A 22,006-nucleotide genomic window follows, 5' to 3' on the forward strand; every position below is an offset into this window, starting at 1 on the left:
TGGCCGGCCCCATCAATGGTTTTGGGATGACGGCGGCGGCAGCGAATGTTATCTGCCTCGGTTATGACCGATGGTGGAATGACAAAGGACGCAATCGGCGCCGGCGCGCTTGCCGGCGAGGGCCTCAGGGCGTTTTTCGAGCGCGACGCCATCACTGTGGCCCGCGACCTGCTCGGCTGCCATCTGACCGTGGATGGCGCCGGCGGCCGCATCACCGAGACCGAAGCCTATTTCCCCGATGACGAGGCCTCGCACAGTTTTCGCGGCCCAACCAAGCGCAACGGCGCCATGTTCGGCCGGCCCGGCAATGTCTACATCTATCGCATCTACGGCATGTACTGGTGCCTGAACTTCGTCTGCCATCCGGGCTCGGCCGTGCTGATCCGGGCGCTCGAGCCGGAAACCGGTATTGCCGCCATGATGGAGCGGCGCGGCACCGACATGCTGACGGCGCTCTGCAGCGGCCCGGGCAAGCTCTGCCAGGCGCTCGGCATCGACATCGAAATCAACGACAGACTGCTTGACCTCCCGCCCTATGCGTTGACGCCGTCCACGCCGGTGCCGATCGTTGCGGGGAAACGCATCGGCATCACTAGAAATGCCGAAGCACCGTGGCGCTTCGGCATTCAGGGATCGCGATATCTCAGCAAACCTTTTCGCTGATCACTCCATGACTGCACTGTGGTCGACGGCAGGCGCCGCCTTCGGCTTGCGCAGCAGCAGCACCAGCGGAATGACCGCGAGCGACATCAGCATCAAGAGCTTGAAATCGTCCATATAGGCGATGATCGTCGATTGCAGCGTGATCATCTCGTTGAGCGAAGCGCGGCCGGCGGCCGTGAACGGGCTCAACCCCTGCGCTGCGACAGCATTGAAGGCGTGGTTGAAAGGCGTCACATAGGCCGCGATCGACTGATGATTGCTCTGCGTGTTCTCGACGATCAGTGCCGAGACGATCGAGATGCCGACCGCCGAGCCGATGTTTCGCGACAGGTTGTAGAGGCCGGTACCGTCGCCACGCATATGGGCGGGCAGCGTGGCGAAGGCGACAGTCGTCAGCGGCACGAAGAGAAAGCCGAGGCCGGCGCCCTGGATGAAGCCGACCGAGACGATTGTCCATTGCGAAACATCGGGCGTCCAGCCCGTCATATCGTACATCGCCCAGGCAGTCAGGCCGAGACCGAGCACCAAGAGCAAGCGCGTATCGACCTTGCCGATCAGCCGCCCGACAATGAACATGCAGAGCATGGTGCCGAGCCCGCGCGGCCCCATGACGATGCCCGCAGTGATGACGGGATAGCCCATCAGCGTCTGCAGATAGGGGGTCATCAGTGCGAGCGAGGCGAGATAGGTCACGCCAACCACGAAGATGAAGATCATGCTGACCGTGAAGTTCTGGTCGAGAAACAGCTTCGGATTGACGAAGGATTTTTCTGCCGTCAGCGTGTGCACCAGGAGCAGATAGAATGCCGCGGCGCAGATGATCGCTTCGAGCATGATCTCGCCTGAGGAAAACCAGTCGAGCTGCTCGCCGCGGTCGAGGAAGAGCTGCAGCGCGGCGATGAACAGGCTCATCATCCCGAAGCCGAACCAGTCCAGCTTGGCGAGCAGATCCCGCTTGGTCTCGGTGACGAAGACGACGATCCCCATGAAGGCGAGCGCGCCGATCGGCACGTTGATGTAGAACACCCACCGCCAGCTGATGTTGTCGGTCAGCCAGCCGCCGATGACCGGGCCGAGGACCGGCCCGACCATCACCGAGACCCCGAAAAGCGCCATGGCCGAGCCGCGTTCCTCGACAGTATAGATGTCGAGAAGAATGCCCTGGGAAAGCGGCACCAGCGACGCGCCGAACAGGCCCTGCAACAGGCGGAAGGCGACGATCTGGTTCAGCGATTGCGCCAGGCCGCAGAGCACGGAGGCGGCCACGAAGCCGGCGATGGCGACGAGCAGCACGCGCTTGCGGCCGAATTTGGCGGCGAGGAAACCGGAGGGCGGCGTCATGATCGCCGCCGCGACGATGTAGGATGTGAGCACCCAGTTGATCTGGTCGGCGCTGGCCGACACGCTGCCCTGGATATAGGGCAGCGCCACGTTGGCGATCGTCGTATCCAGCGCCTGCATGATGACGGCGAGAATGACGCAGGCCGTGATCGCACCGCGATTGGCGACGGGGATCGCCGCAGATGCCGGAGCGTTACTCATGGTCCTTACCCTGAGGCCGGCCCAGAAGCTTGTTGACGAAGTCGGGCAGGCCGCGGGCATGACCGGTCTCGACGTCGACCACCGTGCTCATGCCGACGCGCAGCGGCGGCTTGCCTGCGGCATCCTCGATGCTGACGCGCATCGGAATGCGCTGCACGACCTTCACCCAGTTACCGGTGGTGTTCTGCGCCGGCAGCAGTGAAAAGCTCGAGCCTGAGGCCGGGCTGATGCTCTCGACCTTGCCGCTCCATGTGACGCCGGGATAGGTGTCGACGTAGATCGTGGCCATCTGGCCTGGCTTGACATAGGTGAGCTCGGTTTCCTTCGGGCTGGCGGCGATCCACAGATGATCGGTGGCGACAAGCGAGAAGGCCTGCTGCGAAGCCTGCAGGTAGGAGCCGACCTGCAGCGCATGGACGTTGGTGACGATGCCGTCGAAGGGCGCCTTGACGATGCTGTTGGCGAGTTCGCGCCGGGCGTTGTCGACATTCGACTTGGCCTGCAGGTAGAGCGCGTTTTCTTCGACCGGCTGGTCGGCAGAACCGCCGAGCTGGGCGAGCGTCGTTGCGGCTTCCGCCTTGGCGACGGCAACCTTCTGCTGAGCGGCTTCGAGATTATGCTTGGCCTCGTCATAGGCCGATTGCGTCGCGCTGCCGTTGTTGACGAGGGCCTGCTGCCGGTCGAACTGATCCTGGTAATAGGGCAGATCGGCCTGCGCCTGCGTGATCTCGGCGAGCGACTGCTGATAGCTCGCCTTGAGGTTCATGATTTGGTTGCGCTGCGCGCCGAGCTGCGCCTTGGCGCCGTCGAGCGCGATCTTGAAGGAATCAGCTTTCAGGCTGAAGAGCACCTGCCCCGCCTTGACCGCCTGGTTTTCATGAACGTCGATCCGGTCGACGAGGCCCGAGACATCGGTGGTGACCCCGACCATATCGGCCTGGATATAAGCGTTGTCGGTCGACATCACCTGGCCGCCATTGACGTAATAATAGCCGCCGACGACGAGTGCCACCGGCAGGAGTGCGAACAGGATCGGCCGCGTGAGACTGCGCCGGCGGCGGACCTTGTTACCGCCAGACGCAGCCCCCACAGCAGCCGGCGCTGAATTGGATGAAGGCGCTTCGGCTACCGTTTCCTGCTGTTTCGCTTCATTTTCTTCAATGGGTGACTTGGCGTCGGCAACGACGCGAAGGGGAGATTGATTAGCCATCGTTCATCTCATTTTCGTCAACCGGGGTCCGGCATGCCTGGACCAGGTTGGTCTTCATTACGGACAGGATGTGGAAAAGCTGCTCGCGCTGCTCGGCTGAGATACCTTCAAGTGCCTCTGCACGAGTGATATCGCCAAGTTCGCGCATTTCGGCGAGCAGAGGATGCGCCTCGTCGCGCATGTAGAGCAGCCAGATCCGCCGGTCACTCGGATGCTGGCGGCGCTCGATGAGCCCGCGTTCGGCGAGCTTGTCGAGAATGCGCACCAGCGTGATCGGCTCGACCTCGAGAATTTCGGCAAGGCCGCTCTGGTGGATGCCCTCATTATTCGAGAGATAGGCGAGCGTCTGCCATTGCGACCGCGTTAGCCCGAGACACTTCGCGCGCTGCTCGAACCGCTTGCGCAGCAGCCGGGCGACATCGTGGAGAAGGAAACCGAGTGTGGGCGTGGCATTCATGGAAAACTCTAGCGGATATTTATAAGCATACTTATGATATGCTCACATATATTGAGCGCAGACGCTCGCACAAGAGCGCAAGCCGCAGATTCTGCAACCGCGGCCAAAATGCCGCAGGCCGCGGCCGGCAGCATGCCGTCCCTCACAGCTTTAGGCTCTAACGGTAGCCGCGGCATCGCCTGGCCCTAGTTTCTGGCAGGAACCATCCGCAGAAATAGTCTGGAGGGCCTATGGCGTTCTTCGAAAGCATGCTGACGCTGCTCTTGGTGGCGATCATCTTCCTGCAATTCTCCAGGAAGTTCCGTGTTCCTTATCCGACCATGCTGGCGATCGCGGGCATCATTGTCGCCGCCTTCCCATGGGCTCCGGAGGTGGCGATCGATCCCAGGCTGGCGCTGGCGCTTTTCATCGCACCCGTACTTTTCGATGCCGCGTATGATTTGCCGCCGAGGACGTTGAGGCGCAACTGGCTGCCGCTCTTTTCGCTTGCCGCAATCGCCGTCATTTTGACGGCCGCGGCCGTCGCCGCCGTCGGCGTCGCAATGGCCGGCCTGCCGCTTGCCGTGGCCGTCGCACTCGGCGCCATCGTGGCGCCACCGGATGCGGTCGCGGCGACCGTCATGCTCGACCGGTTCAATCTGCCCCGCCAGACCTATGTAATTCTCAAGGGCGAGAGTCTGCTCAACGATGCCGTCGCCCTCCTCATCTTCAGCGCCGCAGTGGCGGCCGCCACCAACCCCGCCTTCTTCACCGGCATTCTGGCAGAATTGACGCTGGCAGCGCCGGGTGGTCTCATCCTCGGCTATTTTCTCGGCCGTCTCTACATGATCGTTGGTCTGAAGCTCGCCGGCACGCTCGGTGGCACACTGCTCGAGTTCGTCGCCACCTTCGGCACGTGGATCATCGCCGAGCGACTCCACCTTTCGGCGATCCTGGCGATCGTCGCATATGCCATGGTGATCGCCCGCTACATGCCGGAGCGGCAGACGGCCCGGCACCGCATTCATTCCTATTCGGTTTGGGAAGCCGCGGTTTTCCTACTTAACGTGCTCGCCTTCCTGCTGATGGGCTTGCAGGTCCGCCAGATCGTCCTCGATCTCGATCCCGGCCGGCTGAATTTTGCGATCACCTTGGCAACCGCGGTCTTTGTCACCGTCATCGTCGTGCGCCTAGCTTGGGTGCTCGTCTATAACCGCGCCATCACTTTTCTTGCCGCGCGCCGTCTCACGACACAAGCCGCTCCCTCATTTGCTGCGAGCTTGCTTGCGGGCTGGTGCGGCATGCGCGGTCTCGTCACGCTGGCAACTGCGCTCGCCCTGCCGATCGACTTCCATGATCGCGATATTATCCTGCTCAGCGCGCTGGCCGTCGTTCTCGGCACGCTAATCGTCCAGGGGCTGACGCTCGGACCGCTGATCCGCTTCCTGAAATTCGATCCGGACACATCCCTGAACCGCGATCTCACCAAAGCCCGCGTGGCATTGATCGACGCGGCGCTTGCCGAGCTTGAAGGCGAGGACAAGTCCACCCGCATCCTGCGCGACGTCTACATCTCCGAGCGCGAGATTACTGCCGATGGAAGACACCCGCGCGAGGTCAGCAGGCTCGATAGGCAGCGGCGCTGCGTCATTGCCGCGAAACGCCGAAAGCTGGCGGAGATGCGTCGTGCCGACGAGATTGACGACGATGTTTTCCATAGGCTGGAACAGGAGCTCGACTGGGCAGAGCTCGCCGTCCTGCCGCCCGGCCGCGACGAAATCGTCGAGAGCTGACGCCGCCCATGAAGTTTCGACGGATTGCGCAAGAGCAGCCAATTGGCATTTGCTATTTTTCGCCGCTGCCGTTTATATCCAGTTTCATAGCGTTACGATTTTTCCGATTTGCATTGCATGCCGGCCTTCCTTTCCAGAATTGGACGCCGGGGGAATCACGAAGGCAAAGGCCTTCGTTCAAAGCAGCAAGACAAGAATAACATCACTTCATCTTAGGTTCGGCGGCAGTCGATCGGCCGTCGAGATTGGAGGGACCGGTATGACTTACGCGCTTCGACGGATATTGATGCTCGGCTCTCTTGCGATGTCGATGCCTGTGGCAGCGATGGCGCAGGGTGCACCGCCTGCCCCCCCTCCGGTCACCGTCGCAAAACCCGTGGTGCGCGATGTCGTCGACAACGACGAGTTCATCGGCCGCTTTCAGCCGGTTGACGAAGTCTCGGTCCGCTCCCGCGTCGGCGGTTACCTGCAGGAAGTCCATTTCGAAGATGGCGCCTTGGTCAAGCAGGGCGACCTGCTCTTCGTCATCGACCAGCGGCCGTTCATAACAGCACTCAACCAGGCGAAGGCGGCGCTCGAAGCATCGCAATCCGCTCTCGTTTTTGCCGATGCGCAGTATAAGCGTGCCCAATCGCTCGCATCAAGCGGCAGCCAGTCCGCGCAGACGCTGGACGACCGACGCCGCGAGTTCGAGTCGGCCGAGGCCAATGTCCGCGGCGCGCAGGCCGCAGCTGACCGCGCGGCTCTCGATCTTGAATATACCGAGATCAAAGCGCCGCTCAGCGGCCGCATCGATCGCCGCCTGATCTCGCCCGGCAATCTGGTGCAGGCCGATCAGACCGTGCTCACCACCATTGTTTCCCTCGATCCGATCGATTTTTATTTCGATGTGGATGAGCGCCGCCTGCTGAATTTCGCCGACACCGCGCGCAAGCAGGGCAAGGATCTTCAAATGGGCGGCGGAGGCGTGGATGTTTCCGTCACAATCTCGGACCCGACCGCCAAACCCTTCAAGGGCAAGCTCGATTTCGCCGAGAACCGGGTGGACAACGAGAGCGGCACCATACGCATCCGCGCCCGTCTCCCAAATCCCGATTTCATCCTCCAGCCCGGCCTCTTCGGCCGCGTTCAGGTCGAGGCCTCCAACACTTACAAGGCGGTTCTCGTCCCCGACGAAGCGATCGGCTCGGACCAGAATGAACGCGTCGTCTATCTCGTCGACGCGCAAGGCAAGGTTTCGACCAAGCCTGTGCGACCCGGACCGCGGCTCTACGGCTATCGCGTCATACGCGAGGGCCTCGACGGCAGCGAAACCATCATCGTCAACGGCCTGATACGCGCCCGGCCCGGCTCGACGATCACCCCGCAGATGAGCGAACTGCCGCAGGAGCGGCAGGATACGGCGCCGGAGGCCGCAAACGCGGAGAGTGGACAATGAGGTTCGCGCATTTCTTCGTCGACCGGCCGATTTTTGCGGCCGTCATCTCGATCCTCTTCCTCGTCGTCGGCGGTATCGCCTATACACAGTTGCCGGTCGCCCAATATCCGGAGATCGCGCCGCCCACCATCGTCGTGCGCACCTCCTATCCGGGCGCCGATCCGCAAACCATCGCCGACACCGTTTCGACTCCGCTCGAACAGCAGATCAACGGCGTCGAAGACATGCTTTACATGTCTTCCTATTCCAGCGCTGACGGCGCCATTTCGCTGACGATCACCTTCAAGCTCGGCACCGATCTCGACAAGGTCCAGGTGCTCGTCCAGAACCGCGTTTCCATCGCGCTGCCCCGCCTCCCCGAGGAGGTCCAGCGGCTCGGCGTGACCACCGACAAGAGCTCGCCCGACCTGATGATGGTCGTGCACCTCTTGTCGCCATCACACCGCTATGACCAGCTTTACGTCTCGAACTACGCCCGCAACCGTATCCGTGACGTGCTCGTGCGCCTCGATGGCGTCGGTGACGTGCAGGTCTTCGGCGAGCGCCAGTATTCAATGCGAATCTGGCTGGATCCGGAAAAACTCTCCGCCTACGGCATGACATCCGACGACGTCGTCTCGGCTCTGAGAGAGCAGAACGTCCAGGTCTCGGGCGGCAAGATCGGCGCGCCCCCGGTCACCGGCAGGAACGCCTTCGAATATACGGTGCGAACGGACGGACGCTTCTCCGATGTACGCGAATTCCGTTATGTCATCGTGAAATCGACGACATCGGGCCGGCTCGTGCAGTTGCAGGATGTCGCCCGCATCGAACTCGGCGCGCAGGACTACGTCACCAATAGTTACCTCAACAACGATCCGGCGGTCGCGCTCGGCATTTTCGCCCGGCCGGGGACCAACGCCCTGGATACGGCCCATCAGGTCCAGGCACTCATGAAAGACATTTCCCAGAATTTCCCGGAGGGTCTCGAGTATCGCATCGTCTACGACACGACCGAATTCATCTCGGCCTCGATCAATGAGGTCTATAAAACCATCGTCGAAGCGGCCATCCTGGTGGCGATCGTCGTTCTCGTTTTCCTGCAATCCTGGCGCACAGCGATCATACCGATCGTCGCAATCCCCGTTTCGCTGATCGGCACGTTCGCCGTGCTTTTGGCCTTCGGCTTTTCGCTCAATATGCTGACACTCTTCGGCCTTGTGCTGGCGATCGGCATCGTCGTCGATGACGCGATCGTCGTGGTGGAAAACGTCGAGCGCAATCTCGCCCGCGGCATGACGCCGAAGCAGGCCTCTCACGTCACAATGGACGAAGTCGGAACCGCGGTTGTCGCGATCTCGCTGGTGCTGATCGCGGTGTTTGTGCCTACAGCCTTCATCCCCGGCATATCAGGCCAGTTCTACAGGCAGTTCGCCGTGACGATCGCCGTGACAACTGCGATCTCGGCCCTGAATTCCCTGACGCTTTCGCCGGCGCTCGCAGGCATATTGCTGAAGGCCCATGATCACGAGAAGAAGCGCAAGAGCATCGCGTCGCGTCTGGGCGCTGGCCTTGCAAGCGGCTTCAACCGCGGCTTCGACCGGATGAGCTCCGGCTATTCGTGGACCGTCCGGCACCTGGTCAGCAGCTGGGTAGGATTGACCTGCTCGATGGTCGCCTTCGCTGCCCTTCTCGGCGCAACCTGGTACATGACCACCCGCGTTCCCTCGGGTTTCATCCCGACCATGGACCAGGGTTATGCGATCATCGTCGTGCAGCTTCCCGATGGCGCCTCACTTGCGCGCACCGATGCCGTCATCAAACGGGTGGGCGACATCGCCCGCACCGTACCCGGCGTCGGCAATGCCGTGCAATTTGCCGGCTTCAGCGGCGCGACCTTCACCAATGCCTCGAATTCGGGAGTTGTCTTCGTCCCCTTCAAATCCTTTGCCGAACGAGAGGAAGACGGAGAGAATGCCAACAAGATCATCGGCGAGCTCTTCGGCAAGCTGCAGAGCATCCAGGAAGCCTTCATCATTGCCATTCCGCCGCCATCGGTGCGCGGCGTCGGCAACTCCGGCGGCTTCAAGATGCAGATTTCCGATCTTGAAAATCCTGATATGACGCGCGTGCTCGGCCTTGCCCGTCAGATGATGGGGGCTGCGGCAACGACCGAGGGGCTCACCGGCGTCTTCACGACTTTCTCCGATGCCAGCCCACAATATTTCCTCTCGATCGACCGCGACAAGGCGCGCTTCCTGAATGTGCCGATCCCGAACATCTTCAACGCGCTTTCGATCAATCTCGGCGTCGCTTATGTAAACGATTTCAACGCGTTCGGCCGCGTCTACCAGGTCCGCGCCCAAGCCGACCGGCAATACCGCATGGACAAGGAAGACATCCTCGCCCTGAAGGTGCGCTCGGCGACCGGTGCGCTCGTGCCTTTGGGAACGCTGATGGACATACAGGATTCCAGCGGACCGGCGCTTGTCCAGCGCTACAACATGTATGTCTCGGTGCCGCTGCAGGGCAATCCGACGCCCGGCACCTCGACCGGCGATGCGCTGAAGAAGATGGAGGAGCTGGCCGCCAAGATCCTGCCGCCGGGAACGACATTCGAATGGACGGAGCTGGCCTATCAGGAAACCCACACCGGCAACACTGCCGTCTACATCTTCGCCCTATCCGTCATATTCGTCTTCCTGGCGCTGGCGGCCCAATATGAAAGCTGGGTTCTGCCGCTTGCGATCATTCTCATCGTTCCGCTCGCCGTGCTCGCGGCGCTGATCGGGGTGGCGCTCAGGGGCATGGACAACAACGTTCTGACGCAGATCGGCCTGATTGTCCTGATCGGGCTGGCAGCCAAGAACGCCATTCTGATCGTCGAATTCGCAAGACAGGCGGAAGAGGAAGGCAAGTCGCCGGTGGAGGCCGCCATCGAGGCCAGCCATCTTCGCCTGCGCCCGATTCTGATGACGGCATTCGCCTTCATCTTCGGCGTTCTACCGCTTGCCATCGCCACCGGCCCGGGCGCCGAAATGCGCCAGTCGCTCGGCACCGCGGTCTTCTCGGGCATGCTCGGCGTGACGCTCTTCGGCCTGTTCCTGACGCCGGTCTTCTACGTCGTGCTGCGCGGCCGGCGTCGCAGCCGGCCGGCTGAAAGGCTGGTCGAAGCCGTTCCGACTGAAAGGGAGACGGTCTGATCACTCTAGCCCGTCGCGTAAAAGTGTGCAGCGGTTTTGCGGCAACGACATGCGTGAAAACCAAGATCTAAAGCGCGGGAGAGAATCTGAAAGATCGCGAGGCGCCTTAGTGACACGGCCTCCCGGTGGGATGATGTCAGGTGGAAAACAGATGCACCCGGCCCTGCCAGAACCGTGCGACGGTCAGCCTGCCGCTGCGAAAAGCGCGCGTATCGAGATTGAGCCGCCTCGGGCGAATGTCGGGCTCGTCGCTGGGCGTATGGCCGTGCACGATGAGCTTCGGCAAAGGAACCCTGCTTTCGAGAAAGCGGTGACGGATGAGGACCAGGTCCTCGTCTGTCTGCGCGGAGAGCGGCAGCATCGGATCGATGCCGGCATGCACGAACACCACCCTCGGTGTGTCCAGCATGATCGGCAGCGCCCGCATGAAATCGATATGCGTATGCGGCAGCGACTGCCGCAGGAAGGCGTCGAGCTGCGCGCCGGTGGGGAAGACGAGCGGCAGATGCTCCGGATCGAGCCCATAGGATTTAAGCGATTCCGCCGATCCCATCCGCATCCAATCATCATAAGAGAGCCAGCCGTCGATATAGTCGAGCATGGCGATCTCGTGATTGCCGGCAAGACAGATACGGTCGAAACCATCAGGCGGCGGCTCCATGAGATGAGCGATGACCTGCGCCGATTCCGGGCCACGGTCGATATAATCCCCCAGGGTCACGATCAGCTTTTGCCCGTGCAGTCGCGCGCCATCGCGCAGGATCGCCTGCTCGGCTTTCAAAAGCAGGTCGTAGCGGCCGTGAATGTCGCCGATCGCATAAGTTGGAATCTCGGCGATATCCAGCGTCAGACGCGGTCTAGGCTGGCGCCCCATTTTCAAAACCTCGCTATGGCGAGCAAGTGCTTCACCCAACATATTCCTCAATCCAGCAGGCCCCGGTTAACCATAAGTAGAGTGGCCGGCGAGGCGATCAAGTTGGTGAGAAAATTCGAAGCTTTGCGCTTTTCTGGAAAAACCGTTCTTATCATTTGGAGGAAAATCCCTCACTCCTGTCACGCGTCGAGGAAGGAGTGAGCGATGGGAACGATATCGCAATTTCAAGATCGCATCAGGCCGCCGGCACGCCGCATCGAAAACGAAGAGGAGGCGATATCCACGGCTCGCAACCTCGCCGACACATTCCGTCACCAGGCAAGCGAGCGCGATATCAACCGCATCCTGCCTTTTCCAGAGCTCGACGCGCTCTCGGTCTCGGGTTTGACGGCAATCTCTGTCCCGCCCGAACATGAAGGGCTCGACGTGCCGAACGCTCTGCTTGCAGAAATCGTTGCGATCATTGCCGAAGCCGACGCCTCGATCGGCGAGACCCTGGAAAATCATTTTTCCGTCCTGGAGACACTCCGCACCCAGGCTGCCGAGGATCTGAAGGCATCGCTGTTTGCCCGTGTGCTGCTCGGCGACCGCTTCGCCGGCGCAACCGTCGCCGAGGGCACCGAACTGTCGCGCGAAGGCCCAGGGTACCGCCTGAGCGGACGCATGCGGCAGGCGCCCGGTATTCTTTATGCCGATTGGATTGCCGCTGCCCTCACCCTTCCGCCCGGCCGCCAGGTGACGTTCTACCTCAGCCGGAACAGCGAGGAGGTGCAGGTGGTCGATGATTGGGACGGTTTCGGCCAGCGCACCAATGGATCGGCAACGACGATCGCCGGCGCAGTCCATGTCGATGCCCGCTCGATCGCGCCGGCCACGTCGGCCGGTTCGACGGGCGTTTCGCTCGGCCTGCTGCTCAAGGCTGGAGTGGCCCTCGGCATTGCGCGGGCCGCATGGGCCGACCTAATAGCGGCAATGGGCGATCGCAGCGTCAGCTCCTCACGGCTCGGCGAACACGCCGTGGGCATCGAAGTCACGGCGGCAGCTGTGGAGCGGGCGGGCCGCAAGCTCGACATTGCCCAAGTCAATCCGGTAGAGGCTGCGATGGCCGATGCCTATTTTTCCGCCTCGGCGGCCGCGATCACTGCCGGGGAAACGGCACTCAGCGCGGCAACCGCCCTGTTCGAACTGGCGGGCGAGGCGTCAACCGGCATAGGCCTCAATCTCGACCGCCATTGGCGCAATGCGCGAATCCACGCGCTGTCCCTGCCGCGCGCTCGATTGTTGCACCGCGCCGGCGATCATACGTCGAAACGAAACTTGAATGATATCAGCGGGGTGCCTCAGACCCTCTGACATCGAAGTGTCTCAACTGACGGCCGAGATCGGCAAATCGTCACCGGCGTCTTCAATGCGACCGCCGGCTGCGACGAATTGTTCGAGGGTCATATTATCCAGAATGGCGGCGATCGCATCCCGAACATCGGTCATCGAACGCCGCACCTGACAGGTTTCCGGGTCGGCGCAATCGTCGCAGGCCTCGTAAGCCGTGCGGCTGGCGCAGCGGATCGGCGCCAGTGGACCATCGAGCGTGCGGATGACATGACCGATGCGGATCTCGGAAGCCGGCCGAGAGAGAGAATACCCGCCGCCGGGCCCCTTCTTTGAACGCAGGATACCGACGTTGCGCAGTTCGAGCAGGATCGTGTCGAGAAACTTCTTCGGAATATTGTTGCGCGCCGCGACGTCATTGATGAAGGCCGTCTCGCCCGGCGCTAGACGCGCCAGATCGACCAGTGCTTTCAGACCGTATTTTCCCTTCTTCGTCAGCATCGTCGTCGCCTTTTGGAAATCGCAATATTTGTCCTTCAATAGCAGGCAAATAACGTCGAAAGCGTGAAGATACAACAAAATAGCTAATATTTATAGCTTGTATCGGCAACATCCACGGCCGGCCGGCAGTCTTGCGAAGAACAGGCTTGCCCTGAGGCGCTTTGCGCCAGCTTCGATCAAATCGTCTTCAGCATGCCGCCATCGACGAAATAGGTCGATCCGATGCAATAGCTCGCCCGCTCCGAACTCAGAAAGACGAAGACGTTCGCCAGTTCCTCCGGCGTGCCGAAGCGTTTGGAGGCGGCGTGCTCGTTGGCAACGCTCTGTAGGTACCCTTCCCAGTTTCCGCCGCTTTCGGCCGTCAACTGCTTGGCGGTCTTGATCCAATCGGGCGTCAGGATCAGGCCAGCATTGATGCAGTTGACGCGGATATTGTCCTGGATGAGTTCGGTCGAGAGCGTCTTCGAAAACATCATCAGCGCCGACTTGCTGACATTGTAGATCGGCTCGTACCAGAGCGGCTGGACGGCGCAGATTGAGGCATTGTGCAGGATCACCCCGCCGCCGCGTTTCTTCATCTGCGGCGCGATGCCGCGCGCAAGCCTGACGGCGGCCATCACATGCAGGTCCCAATAGGCCTGCCATTTCTCATCCGGCGCCTCCATGACGGTCTCGTTCGATCCGGTGCCGGCATTGTTGATGAGGATGTCGGCCCCGCCCTTTTCGGCAGTCGCCGCAATGATCGCCTCCGTTCCCGCAGCCGTCGCAACGTCGGCGACGACGGCAGTGGCGCTGACGCCGAATTTCTCCGCAATGCGGGCAGCTTCCGCCTCCAGCCGATCGCCGCCGCGCGCCGCCAGCACGAGGTCCACGCCCTCAGCCGCCAGCCCTTCTGCAATCGCCAGTCCGATGCCGACCGACGCACCGGTTATGACGGCGATTTTACCCTTCAATCCCAGATCCATGTCTTCCTCCAGAAGCGCCGGCAATCCCGGCTCGATGAAAGCGAGTGTTCCGCCAATGAATTCGGGCGTCAAGCACCCGAACGCCTCTTGCGGCAGCCTCGGTTCTGTCGCAGCCTGCGTCCGCACCGGGAGGAGTTTTCATGCGACGTTATTCAGCCTGCATAGAATGGCTGTTTGCCGAAGACGGCGACAGCTTTCCCGACCGCATCCGCCGCGCCCATGCTGGCGGCCTGACGGCGGTCGAATTCTGGCGCTGGACCGACAAGGATCTGGATGCATTCGAGGCAGCGCTGGAGGAAACCGGCCTTGCCGTCACCAGCCTCGTCGCCGAGCCGATGATCGCGCTGACCGACGCCGCCAACCGGCAGGCCTGGCTGAAAGGCCTTTCCGATTCCGTTGCAGTCGCCAAGCGCCTCAGCGCGCCGGTGCTGATCGCCCAGGCCGGCGACGATCTCACCGGCTTCAGCCGTGAAGAACAGCGCCGGGCCCTCACCGAAACCCTGAAATCAGGTGCCGATATCCTGAAAGGCAGCGGTGTCCGCCTCGGGGTCGAGCCTCTCAACATCCGCATCGATCATGTCGGTTATTTCCTCGATTCGACCCGCGAAGCCCTCGACATCATCGACGATGTCGCCAGCCGCGAGATCGGCATCGTCTACGACATCTATCATTCCGCCGTGATGGACGAACGCACCGAAGAAGTGCTGAAAGACCGTCTCGACCGTGTCTTCCACGTCCATGTCGCCGATCATCCCGGCCGCAATGAACCGGGCTCCGGCGGCATCGACCTTGCTCAGCGTCTGGGCTGGATTTTCGCCAATGGTTACGACGGCGCCGTCGGCCTGGAATACCGGCCGACGCAGCCCGGCGCCGACGCGGTCAGAGCCGCGGTCGCCTCGCTCGGCGGCTAGACCGAACTTGCGCCTTCGGCAAAGGCTTCAAGCTCGGGGTCGAAATCGACCTCGACGACATTGTTGAAGACGGCGGTCGCCAGCATGATGCCGGCGAAGGCGACGAGATCGACGAGCACCTTGGTTTCGTAGCGCGACTTCAGCTTCGCCCAGAGCGCCGCCGGAACGGCATTGGAATCGGCGACGATCGCCGTGCCGAAGGCGTCGAGCAGCGCTTCCGTCTCGGAAAGCTCCAGCGCATCGGGATTGAAACCCTTGCTGATCAGCGCCCGGCGAAAGAAGGTGATGGCGATCTTCGACTTCGCCGCCTTGGAGATCGCATGCGAGAAGATCCAGATCTCCCGGTCGCTAACGGCAGGATCGAGTTCCGCCCGCAGCGTGAACCATTCGGCATAGATGCGGTGGGCGGCTGGCGAATGTAAGAGGGTGCGCTTCATATTGGTCATGCGCCCGCGCAGCCTGATTTCCTCGTCATGCGCCGCGCGAATCTCTTCCGAAGCTGTGTCGTAATCGATATTTGGCAGATGGCTCATGAGTGCCTTCTTTCTGATGCAGGAAGATAAATCCGCTTGGCCGCCGCGCCGCGCCTACCTAGATTGTCTGCATAGAAGGGGGAGGCAAGGCATGAGCGACGATCACGAACATCACCACATCGACTGGCGGGAACATGGCGTCAAGGTCATCCCCGGCAATTCGCTCGATCCCAACACCGCACAGACGCCGGGCATGAACCGCGCGACGGCGATCAATAATGCGCGCGCCGGCGCGGAAAAGATCTGGGCCGGCACGGTGACGATCCATGCCAACGCCAAGACCGGCGCCCATCATCACGGCGATCTCGAAAGCATCATCTACGTCGTCAAGGGCAAGGCCCGCATGCGCTGGGGCGAGCATCTGGAATATACCGCCGAGGCCGGCCCCGGCGATTTCATCTATGTCCCGCCCTTCGTGCCGCATCAGGAGATCAATGCCAGCCGCGACGAGACGCTGGAATGCGTGCTCGTCCGCTCAGGCCAGGAGCCCGTCGTCGTCAATCTCGACATCGAGCCCGTGGAAAAACCGGAAGACGTTCCCTGGATCGATCCGATCCATCGCTGATGCCGCCATACGCCGGTCAGGCGTGAACCGCGCCGGCGCCGCTCATGGCGGAATTCTCGATGAGCCGGCCGGTATCGGCGGCATAGAGGTGGATGGCGTTGTGATCGATCGCGATGCCGATCGGATCGCCCGACTTGACGCTCACCGCCTCGGTCAGCGCCACGGCGAACGGCAGCCCGTCGAAATCGGCATGCACGACGCGGCTTGCGCCAAGTTCTTCGATGAAATCGGCCGTTGCCACCAGAGCGCCGGGCGCATCCGGCACCACCAGCCGGGCGGCCTCGGCGCGCATGCCGAGCACGACGCGTTTGCCTTTCAGCGCTGCGGCGCGTTCGCGCGGCAGCGCGATCTTGCGGCTCTGATCGTAGACGAAGACGCCCTCGTCGTTGATCGTGCCTTCGAGCAGGTTCATCGCCGGCGTGCCGACAAAACCGGCGACGAAACGCGAGACAGGATGATGATAGACCTCTTCCGGCGTGCCGACCTGCTCCACCCTTCCGCCGTTCATCACCACCAGCCGGTCGGCCAGCGTCATCGCCTCGGTCTGATCGTGCGTGACGAAGATCGAAGTGGCGCCGAGGCGGCGGTGCAGGCGGCGGATTTCGGCACGCATGGCGATGCGCAGCTTCGCGTCGAGGTTCGACAGCGGCTCGTCGAAGAGGAAGACCTTCGGCTCGCGGATCATCGCGCGGCCCATGGCGACACGCTGGCGCTGGCCGCCGGAAAGCGCGGCCGGCCGGCGATCGAGGAAAGGTTCGAGGCTGAGCGCCTTGGCAACCTCGGCAATCCGGCGGCTGCGCTCGGTCTTCGCCACACCGGCGACCTTCAAGGCATAGCCGATATTCTCGGCGACGGTCATATGCGGATAGAGCGCGTAGTTCTGGAACACCATGGCGCAGCCGCGCTCGCGCGGCTCCATCTGGTTGACGACGCGCCCGTCGATGGCGATTTCTCCGCCGGTGATTTCCTCGAGGCCGGCGATCATGCGCAAGAGCGTGGATTTGCCGCAGCCGGACGGGCCGAGGATGACGATGAATTCGCCGGACTGGATCTCCAGGTCGACGCCGTGAACGACGGGATGCTTGCCGTAGCTCTTCTTCACATCACGGATTGAGATCGGTGCCACAGGACTGCTCCTTCACTTCTCGGTGGAGATAAGGCCGCGCACGAACCAGCGCTGCATCAGGATGACGAGCAGCAACGGCGGCGACATGATGATCAGGGTTCCGGCCATGGCGACGTTCCAGTCCGGCAGGCCGAATTCGGACGGGATCAGGGTCTTGAGCTGTGTCACCGCAATGCCGAAATTCGGATCGGTGGTGACGAGCAGCGGCCACAGATACTGGTTCCAGGCCCAGACGAACATGATGGTGAACAGTGCGGTCATGTTCGACCGCGACAACGGCAGCAGTATATCGACGAAAAATCGTACGGCGCCGGCGCCGTCCATCTTTGTCGCCTCGGCGAGCTCGTCGGGAACGGTCAGATAGAACTGGCGATAGAGGAAGGTGCCGGTGGCGGTGGCCACAAGCGGCGCCACGAGGCCGGTATAGGAATTCAACAGCCCCCATTCGAGCTTGATCTGGATGCCGGAGAGCCAGGCGACCAGCGCGGTAATCCCCGTGACGTCGAGGATTGCCTGGAACGGCGCCAGCGCATTGGCTGCAATCGAATAGGTCGGCACGATGCGGACTTCGAGCGGCAGCATCAGCGTGATGAAGATGATCCAGAAGATCAGATGCCGGCCGCGGAAACGGAAGTAGACGATCGAGAAGGCCGCCATAGCGGACAGGATGACCTTGCCGGCGCCGACCGCGGTCGCGAAGATGATGCTGTGGATCAGCTTGTTGCCGAGATCGGCGCGGATCCAGGCTGCTTGTGCATTTTCCCAGAAATGCGAACCGGGGGTCAGTGGCAGCGGCACGCGGTTGACCGTCTCCAGATCGAGCGTCGATGCGATGATGACGATGACGAAAGGCAGAAGCGCGATCACCATGCCGAGCGCGAGTATCGTGTAGCAGATAAAGTTGAATATCGGCGTGCGTTCGATCATGTCAGCGACCTCACTTGTAGTGCACGCGCCGCTCGATGAAGCGGAACTGAAAGATGGTGAGCAGGACGACGAGCACCATGAGGATGATCGACTGGGCGGCAGCGCCCGAATAATCGAGCCCTCGGAAGCCATCGAAATAGATCTTGTAGACCATCAATTCCGTCGCTCGGGCAGGACCGCCCTGCGTCATGACGTCGACGATGCCGAAGGAATCCTGGAAGCTTTCCGTGATGTTGATCACGAGCAGGAAAAACAAGGTCGGCGTCAAGAGCGGCAGTTGGAGGTCCCACATGCGGCGCAGCGGCCCCGATCCGTCCATGGCGGCCGCTTCGATCAGCGAACGCGGGATGCCCTGAAGAGCCGAAAGGAAGAAGATGAAGTTATAGCCGATATATTTCCAGGAAAAGGCGATGATGACGGCGATCATCGCGTCCTTGCCATCGAGCGCCGGGTTCCAGAGGCCGGGCCAGACGTGATTGATGACGGAGAGAAGGCCGGCCTCCGGCGCCAGGATGAAGCGGAAGGCGAGACCGAGAGCGGGAGCCGCGATCGCATAGGGCCAGATGAAAACCGAGCGGTAGATTTTGTGGCCGCGCAGTTCACGATCGGTCAAAAGCGCCAGTATGAGCGCAAACCCCATCGCAATGATCGTCGAGCTAAAGGCGAAAACCATGCTGCGGGTGATCGATTCCCAATAGATCGGATCGCTCAGCAATTGCTTGAAATTGCCGAAACCGACCCATGCATTGCCGCCGCCCCATGGCTGCTCGAGCGTGAACGCCCAATAAAGCGCCTGCGCGCTCGGCCAATAGAAGAAGACGAAGATCAGCAACAGCATCGGAAACGCGAAGAGCAGTCCGATCGTCGTCGAGGAGAAAGTGACGCGCTTTTCCATGAGTGGTGTTCGCCATGGTTTGCTTTAGGCGCGGACGGCAGTTCACATCCGCGACTGATGAGGAGAGCTTACAAAGACGCACCCGGCGCGCGCAAGGCGGCCGGGTGCGGCTCATGCCAGGCGATCAGGGAAGCTGAACGTTCTTGTAGGTCTGCTGGAAGCGGCGCAGCAGCTGGTTGCCGCGGTCGGCAGCGCCGTCGAGCGAAGCCTGGACGTCGGCATTGTTGACGAAGATCGCCTGCAGGCCGTTGGCGATTTCGGTGCGGACCTGCAGCAGGCCGCCGAGGCGGATGCCGTGCGGAGCGGTGTCGCTGGCAGGCGATGCGGTCAGGCTCTGGATGGCCAGTTCGCGGCCCGCATAGGGAGCCTTGTCGTAGAAGCCCTGCTTCTTCAGATATTCGAAGCCGGAGTTGCGAACCGGGATATAGCCGGTCACGGTCGACCAGGTCAGCGCTTCTTCCGGCTTGGCGATGAAGTTGAAGAAGGCAGCGGCAGCCTTGTACTCAGCGTCCGAGTGGCCCTTCAGGACCCAGAGCGAAGCACCGCCGACATAGGAGCTGTGGCGGGTTGCGTTGCCATAGGTCGGCAACATCGAAACCCCCCAGTTCATGCCCTGCTTGGCGGTGCGGCCAATATTGCCGTGGTCGCCGACCGAGGTCAGGATGACCTGGCAATCGCCGGCAGCGAAGGCTTCGACGAAGGTCTGGCCGACGGCCTTGTTCTTGATGACGGCGAGCTTGTTGTCGTACCAGGACTTGAGGTCCTTGATGTAGCTGACGAGAAGTGGGTTCTTGTTGAACGTCAGCTCGGCGTCGAGGCCTTCAAATCCGTTCTTCTTTGTCGCGATCGCTTCGCCGTTGACGGCTTCGAACTGCTCGACGTACTGCCATACTTCATTGTTGGAGATGTCGAAGGCGAGCGGGCAGGCATAACCGGCATCCTTCAGAGCCTTGAAATCTTCCCCGGCTTCCTGCCAGGTCGCGGGAGCATGGTCCTTGCCGATCTTGGCGAAGGCGTCTTTGTTCCAATAGAGCAGAGCGGTCGACGAGTTGAAGGGGAAGGAATACATCTCGCCCTTGGACGTCGCATAATAGTTTGCGATGCCGGAGAAGTAATCTTTCCAGTCGACCGTGTAGCCCATGTCGGTCATCAGCTGGTTTGCCGGATAGAAGGCGCCGGAGAGCATGATGTCGAGGGTGCCGGCGTCGGAGACCTGAGCGATCGTCGGCTGCTTGCCGGCGCGGAACGCGGCAATCGTATTCTGCAGGGAAGCATCGTAGCTGCCCTGGCTGGTGCAGACGACTTCGTAGTCGCCCTGCGACTGGTTGAAGCGATCGCACTGTTCCTGGACACGCTTTGCGATGTCACCGGAATTGCCGAACCAGAAGTCGATCTTGGTCTTATCGGCGGCGGCGGCGGGATCAGCAAGAAACGCTGTAGCGAGAAGGGCGCCGACGGCGCCGAGAAGCTTGGCTTGCATGAGAACCTCGAACGTAAAAGAGACGCGCACTTTCAGCGCACGCCCTATTAGCTGGTCCAAATTGCCGCGGCCAATGAATATTCCATGACATGAAACAAACGAAATCGCGCCGTCACGAAACCTTCATGCGGATGTTATTTGCCACGGCTGAAGGCTATATTGAGATAAGCCTCGCCAGCCACCCCAGCGCACTGCCGAATAATTATATCTATACCAGATTTCATATAATTTTCAATGATTTTCAATACTTTCCTATACTTCGCTAAAGCCTCTTCATTCGCTTGCATTGGTCGCTTGAAACTTACAAAGAGGGCCATTTTTCTGCCGTTGCACTGCTGCGCAACGGCCGGTATCAGGCTCGAAATCAGTGAGAATCCTTCAAAATCGCAGCAAAATGCGGATCGAATGCCCGGCTGATCGGTCCGGCGGCGGCGCCGACCGCGACCGACCAGGGATCGGCCATGCCGGACTGCAGGCGTGGCAGCGTCCGGCCACGCCTTTCAGCGACCGAGGGCAGCAGCGGCCCGATCGCCGCAATCAACCTGCTTACCAGCGCCTCCGGTGCACTGCCGCAGAGGATCACCGTTTGCGGATCGAAGACCGTTTCGATGAGATGGATGCTCCAGCGCAGGTCCGCCGCCGCCGCCTCGATCCAGTCTTCGATGCTTGGGGCTCCGCTAGAGGCGAGCTCATTGATGCGCGCATGGAGATCGGGATCGGCCGGATCGGCCGACAGATGCTGGTAGAGCGAGGCGAGCGAGGCGCGGTGTTCGAGCGGCGTCGCTTTACCATCGGCAAACAGTAGCGCCATGCCGATCTCGCCGGCATTGCCGTTGGCGCCGCGATAGAGCTCGCCGTTGAGGATCAGGCCGGCACCGATGCCGTAGCCGACAAACAGGCAGACGGCGTGATCGACGCCGTGGGCGGCTCCCACCATGCGCTCGGCGGTCGCAGCCGCTGCCGCGTCATTCTGAAGGCTGACATCGAGGCCGGTGCCATCGCTCAACGTTTCCAGGAGCGGAAACTTCTGCCACGCCTCCATCATCCAAGGATCATCGCCGCTGCCGTCCAGCCCAAAGGGGCCGGGCATTGCGGCGCCGAGGCCGACCAGCCGTTTTTCCGATTGCTGGACGACCCCGGCCAGCCGGGATCGCACGCCTGCGACGAGATCGAGAATGGCCTTGGTTCCCGTCGAAGGACCTCCCGGCGGCAAAACGGCTTCTGCGCGTACGAGAACGGTGCCGACGAGATCGACGGCGACCGCCCGCGTCACATGCCGGTCGATCTGCAGACCGATCGCGAAAGCGCCTTCGGGCACGAGGCGATAGGGTGTCGAGGGTTGCCCCCTGCCCTTGCGCACCACCTCCTGCGAACTGACGAGACCATCGCGCTCGAGTTCCTCGATAATATTCGACACCGTCTGCTTGGTCAGCCGCGTCGCCCGCGCCAGATCGGCGCGCGAGAGCGCGCCATTGATCCTCAAGGCATCGATCATCACGCGCCGGTTGTGGGCGCTGGTGCCTTCGTGATTGGTGCCGCTCTTGGCCCGGATCGGCCTGACGTCGTTCATGTGTCAATTGCCTCTTGACTCCAGTAAAATGTTGGCGAAGTAATAAGTCAAGACATTTGACTTAAT

The 22,006-nt window shown here is 61.6% G+C and carries 19 protein-coding genes; 7 read left to right on the forward strand and 12 right to left on the reverse strand.

Going from position 1 to position 22,006, the window contains the following annotated elements:
• Window positions 1-45: 45 nt before the first annotated feature.
• The gene (locus RHE_RS17155) at window positions 46-663 is read left to right on the forward strand and encodes a DNA-3-methyladenine glycosylase (RefSeq protein WP_011426587.1); all 618 of its coding nucleotides are present in this window, start codon (window positions 46-48) and stop codon (window positions 661-663) included.
• Here RHE_RS17155 and RHE_RS17160 read toward each other — a convergent pair whose 3' ends face one another.
• From RHE_RS17160 to RHE_RS17170, 3 genes are read right to left on the reverse strand one after another with little or no spacing between them, the layout of a single operon-like run.
• Window positions 664-2,205 carry a DHA2 family efflux MFS transporter permease subunit gene (locus RHE_RS17160; protein ID WP_011426588.1) on the reverse strand — a complete coding sequence of 514 codons (1,542 nt, stop codon included), beginning with the start codon at window positions 2,203-2,205 and terminating at the stop codon, window positions 664-666.
• Entirely contained in the window at window positions 2,198-3,415 is a 1,218-nt protein-coding gene (locus tag RHE_RS17165) for an HlyD family secretion protein (RefSeq protein WP_011426589.1), read from the reverse strand. The genes RHE_RS17160 and RHE_RS17165 overlap by 8 nt, the downstream gene beginning before the upstream one ends.
• On the reverse strand, window positions 3,408-3,872 hold the full coding sequence (locus tag RHE_RS17170) for a MarR family winged helix-turn-helix transcriptional regulator (protein ID WP_011426590.1): 465 nt from the start codon (window positions 3,870-3,872) through the stop codon (window positions 3,408-3,410). The genes RHE_RS17165 and RHE_RS17170 overlap by 8 nt, the downstream gene beginning before the upstream one ends.
• Window positions 3,873-4,102: 230 nt before the next feature.
• Between RHE_RS17170 and RHE_RS17175 the strand changes: the two genes are divergently transcribed.
• The 3 genes from RHE_RS17175 (at window position 4,103) to RHE_RS17185 (ending at window position 10,264) form a co-directional block, all read left to right on the forward strand.
• The gene (locus RHE_RS17175) at window positions 4,103-5,644 is read left to right on the forward strand and encodes a cation:proton antiporter (RefSeq protein ID WP_011426591.1); all 1,542 of its coding nucleotides are present in this window, start codon (window positions 4,103-4,105) and stop codon (window positions 5,642-5,644) included.
• A gap of 259 nt (window positions 5,645-5,903) precedes the next feature.
• Complete coding sequence (locus RHE_RS17180) at window positions 5,904-7,082, forward strand: efflux RND transporter periplasmic adaptor subunit (protein ID WP_011426592.1); 1,179 nt, start codon at window positions 5,904-5,906, stop codon at window positions 7,080-7,082.
• On the forward strand, window positions 7,079-10,264 hold the full coding sequence (locus RHE_RS17185; RefSeq protein ID WP_011426593.1) for an efflux RND transporter permease subunit: 3,186 nt from the start codon (window positions 7,079-7,081) through the stop codon (window positions 10,262-10,264). Before RHE_RS17180 ends, RHE_RS17185 begins: the two co-directional genes overlap by 4 nt.
• A gap of 136 nt (window positions 10,265-10,400) precedes the next feature.
• Here the strand turns inward: RHE_RS17185 and RHE_RS17190 are convergent, their stop codons facing one another.
• Complete coding sequence (locus RHE_RS17190; RefSeq protein ID WP_011426594.1) at window positions 10,401-11,138, reverse strand: metallophosphoesterase family protein; 738 nt, start codon at window positions 11,136-11,138, stop codon at window positions 10,401-10,403.
• Between the two features lie 204 nt (window positions 11,139-11,342).
• Here RHE_RS17190 and RHE_RS17195 point away from each other — a divergent pair, with 204 nt between their 5' ends.
• The gene (locus RHE_RS17195) at window positions 11,343-12,491 is read left to right on the forward strand and encodes a monooxygenase (protein WP_011426595.1); all 1,149 of its coding nucleotides are present in this window, start codon (window positions 11,343-11,345) and stop codon (window positions 12,489-12,491) included.
• A gap of 12 nt (window positions 12,492-12,503) precedes the next feature.
• Here RHE_RS17195 and RHE_RS17200 read toward each other — a convergent pair whose 3' ends face one another.
• A complete protein-coding gene (locus RHE_RS17200) occupies window positions 12,504-12,968 on the reverse strand; it encodes an RrF2 family transcriptional regulator (protein WP_011426596.1) in 465 nt (154 codons plus the stop codon).
• 176 nt (window positions 12,969-13,144) lie between these two features.
• A complete protein-coding gene (locus RHE_RS17205; RefSeq protein ID WP_011426597.1) occupies window positions 13,145-13,933 on the reverse strand; it encodes an SDR family NAD(P)-dependent oxidoreductase in 789 nt (262 codons plus the stop codon).
• A gap of 140 nt (window positions 13,934-14,073) precedes the next feature.
• Between RHE_RS17205 and RHE_RS17210 the strand changes: the two genes are divergently transcribed.
• Window positions 14,074-14,844 carry a TIM barrel protein gene (locus RHE_RS17210; RefSeq protein ID WP_011426598.1) on the forward strand — a complete coding sequence of 257 codons (771 nt, stop codon included), beginning with the start codon at window positions 14,074-14,076 and terminating at the stop codon, window positions 14,842-14,844.
• Here RHE_RS17210 and RHE_RS17215 read toward each other — a convergent pair.
• The gene (locus RHE_RS17215) at window positions 14,841-15,377 is read right to left on the reverse strand and encodes a hypothetical protein (protein WP_020922132.1); all 537 of its coding nucleotides are present in this window, start codon (window positions 15,375-15,377) and stop codon (window positions 14,841-14,843) included. The genes RHE_RS17210 and RHE_RS17215 overlap by 4 nt on opposite strands.
• Before the next feature lie 91 nt (window positions 15,378-15,468).
• Between RHE_RS17215 and RHE_RS17220 the strand changes: the two genes are divergently transcribed.
• Window positions 15,469-15,942, forward strand: coding sequence for a cupin domain-containing protein (locus RHE_RS17220; RefSeq protein WP_011426600.1), 474 nt, complete (start codon window positions 15,469-15,471; stop codon window positions 15,940-15,942).
• A 16-nt stretch (window positions 15,943-15,958) separates the two neighbouring features.
• On the opposite strand, the gene RHE_RS17225 is transcribed toward RHE_RS17220, so the two are convergent.
• The 5 genes from RHE_RS17225 to RHE_RS17250 all read right to left on the reverse strand — a co-directional run bounded on the left by RHE_RS17225 (window position 15,959) and on the right by RHE_RS17250 (window position 21,940).
• Window positions 15,959-17,068, reverse strand: a complete 1,110-nt coding sequence (locus tag RHE_RS17225; RefSeq protein ID WP_011426601.1) for a sn-glycerol-3-phosphate import ATP-binding protein UgpC — start codon at window positions 17,066-17,068, stop codon at window positions 15,959-15,961.
• A 12-nt stretch (window positions 17,069-17,080) separates the two neighbouring features.
• Window positions 17,081-17,995: an ABC transporter permease subunit gene (locus RHE_RS17230; RefSeq protein ID WP_011426602.1), complete on the reverse strand. Its 915-nt coding sequence runs from the start codon at window positions 17,993-17,995 to the stop codon at window positions 17,081-17,083.
• A gap of 10 nt (window positions 17,996-18,005) precedes the next feature.
• Window positions 18,006-18,890: a carbohydrate ABC transporter permease gene (locus RHE_RS17235; protein ID WP_011426603.1), complete on the reverse strand. Its 885-nt coding sequence runs from the start codon at window positions 18,888-18,890 to the stop codon at window positions 18,006-18,008.
• Window positions 18,891-19,014: 124 nt separating this feature from the next.
• Window positions 19,015-20,370, reverse strand: coding sequence for an extracellular solute-binding protein (locus RHE_RS17240; RefSeq protein ID WP_011426604.1), 1,356 nt, complete (start codon window positions 20,368-20,370; stop codon window positions 19,015-19,017).
• A 364-nt stretch (window positions 20,371-20,734) separates the two neighbouring features.
• Window positions 20,735-21,940 carry an ROK family transcriptional regulator gene (locus RHE_RS17250; protein ID WP_011426605.1) on the reverse strand — a complete coding sequence of 402 codons (1,206 nt, stop codon included), beginning with the start codon at window positions 21,938-21,940 and terminating at the stop codon, window positions 20,735-20,737.
• Window positions 21,941-22,006 lie beyond the last annotated feature (66 nt).

The sequence above is a fragment of the Rhizobium etli CFN 42 genome (assembly GCF_000092045.1).
Lineage (GTDB): Bacteria > Pseudomonadota > Alphaproteobacteria > Rhizobiales > Rhizobiaceae > Rhizobium > Rhizobium etli.

What these genes read in the sequence shown, in the direction of transcription:
- RHE_RS17250 (WP_011426605.1), bottom strand. Translation starts at nt 21,940, where the DNA reads ATGAACGACGTCAGGCCGATCCGGGCCAAGAGCGGCACCAATCACGAA.
- RHE_RS17175 (WP_011426591.1), top strand. Translation starts at nt 4,103, where the DNA reads ATGGCGTTCTTCGAAAGCATGCTGACGCTGCTCTTGGTGGCGATCATC.
- RHE_RS17185 (WP_011426593.1), top strand. Translation starts at nt 7,079, where the DNA reads ATGAGGTTCGCGCATTTCTTCGTCGACCGGCCGATTTTTGCGGCCGTC.
- RHE_RS17170 (WP_011426590.1), bottom strand. Translation starts at nt 3,872, where the DNA reads ATGAATGCCACGCCCACACTCGGTTTCCTTCTCCACGATGTCGCCCGG.
- RHE_RS17205 (WP_011426597.1), bottom strand. Translation starts at nt 13,933, where the DNA reads ATGGATCTGGGATTGAAGGGTAAAATCGCCGTCATAACCGGTGCGTCG.
- RHE_RS17195 (WP_011426595.1), top strand. Translation starts at nt 11,343, where the DNA reads ATGGGAACGATATCGCAATTTCAAGATCGCATCAGGCCGCCGGCACGC.
- RHE_RS17200 (WP_011426596.1), bottom strand. Translation starts at nt 12,968, where the DNA reads ATGCTGACGAAGAAGGGAAAATACGGTCTGAAAGCACTGGTCGATCTG.
- RHE_RS17155 (WP_011426587.1), top strand. Translation starts at nt 46, where the DNA reads ATGTTATCTGCCTCGGTTATGACCGATGGTGGAATGACAAAGGACGCA.
- RHE_RS17235 (WP_011426603.1), bottom strand. Translation starts at nt 18,890, where the DNA reads ATGGAAAAGCGCGTCACTTTCTCCTCGACGACGATCGGACTGCTCTTC.
- RHE_RS17230 (WP_011426602.1), bottom strand. Translation starts at nt 17,995, where the DNA reads ATGATCGAACGCACGCCGATATTCAACTTTATCTGCTACACGATACTC.
- RHE_RS17190 (WP_011426594.1), bottom strand. Translation starts at nt 11,138, where the DNA reads ATGGGGCGCCAGCCTAGACCGCGTCTGACGCTGGATATCGCCGAGATT.
- RHE_RS17165 (WP_011426589.1), bottom strand. Translation starts at nt 3,415, where the DNA reads ATGGCTAATCAATCTCCCCTTCGCGTCGTTGCCGACGCCAAGTCACCC.
- RHE_RS17220 (WP_011426600.1), top strand. Translation starts at nt 15,469, where the DNA reads ATGAGCGACGATCACGAACATCACCACATCGACTGGCGGGAACATGGC.
- RHE_RS17180 (WP_011426592.1), top strand. Translation starts at nt 5,904, where the DNA reads ATGACTTACGCGCTTCGACGGATATTGATGCTCGGCTCTCTTGCGATG.
- RHE_RS17210 (WP_011426598.1), top strand. Translation starts at nt 14,074, where the DNA reads ATGCGACGTTATTCAGCCTGCATAGAATGGCTGTTTGCCGAAGACGGC.
- RHE_RS17160 (WP_011426588.1), bottom strand. Translation starts at nt 2,205, where the DNA reads ATGAGTAACGCTCCGGCATCTGCGGCGATCCCCGTCGCCAATCGCGGT.
- RHE_RS17240 (WP_011426604.1), bottom strand. Translation starts at nt 20,370, where the DNA reads ATGCAAGCCAAGCTTCTCGGCGCCGTCGGCGCCCTTCTCGCTACAGCG.
- RHE_RS17215 (WP_020922132.1), bottom strand. Translation starts at nt 15,377, where the DNA reads ATGAGCCATCTGCCAAATATCGATTACGACACAGCTTCGGAAGAGATT.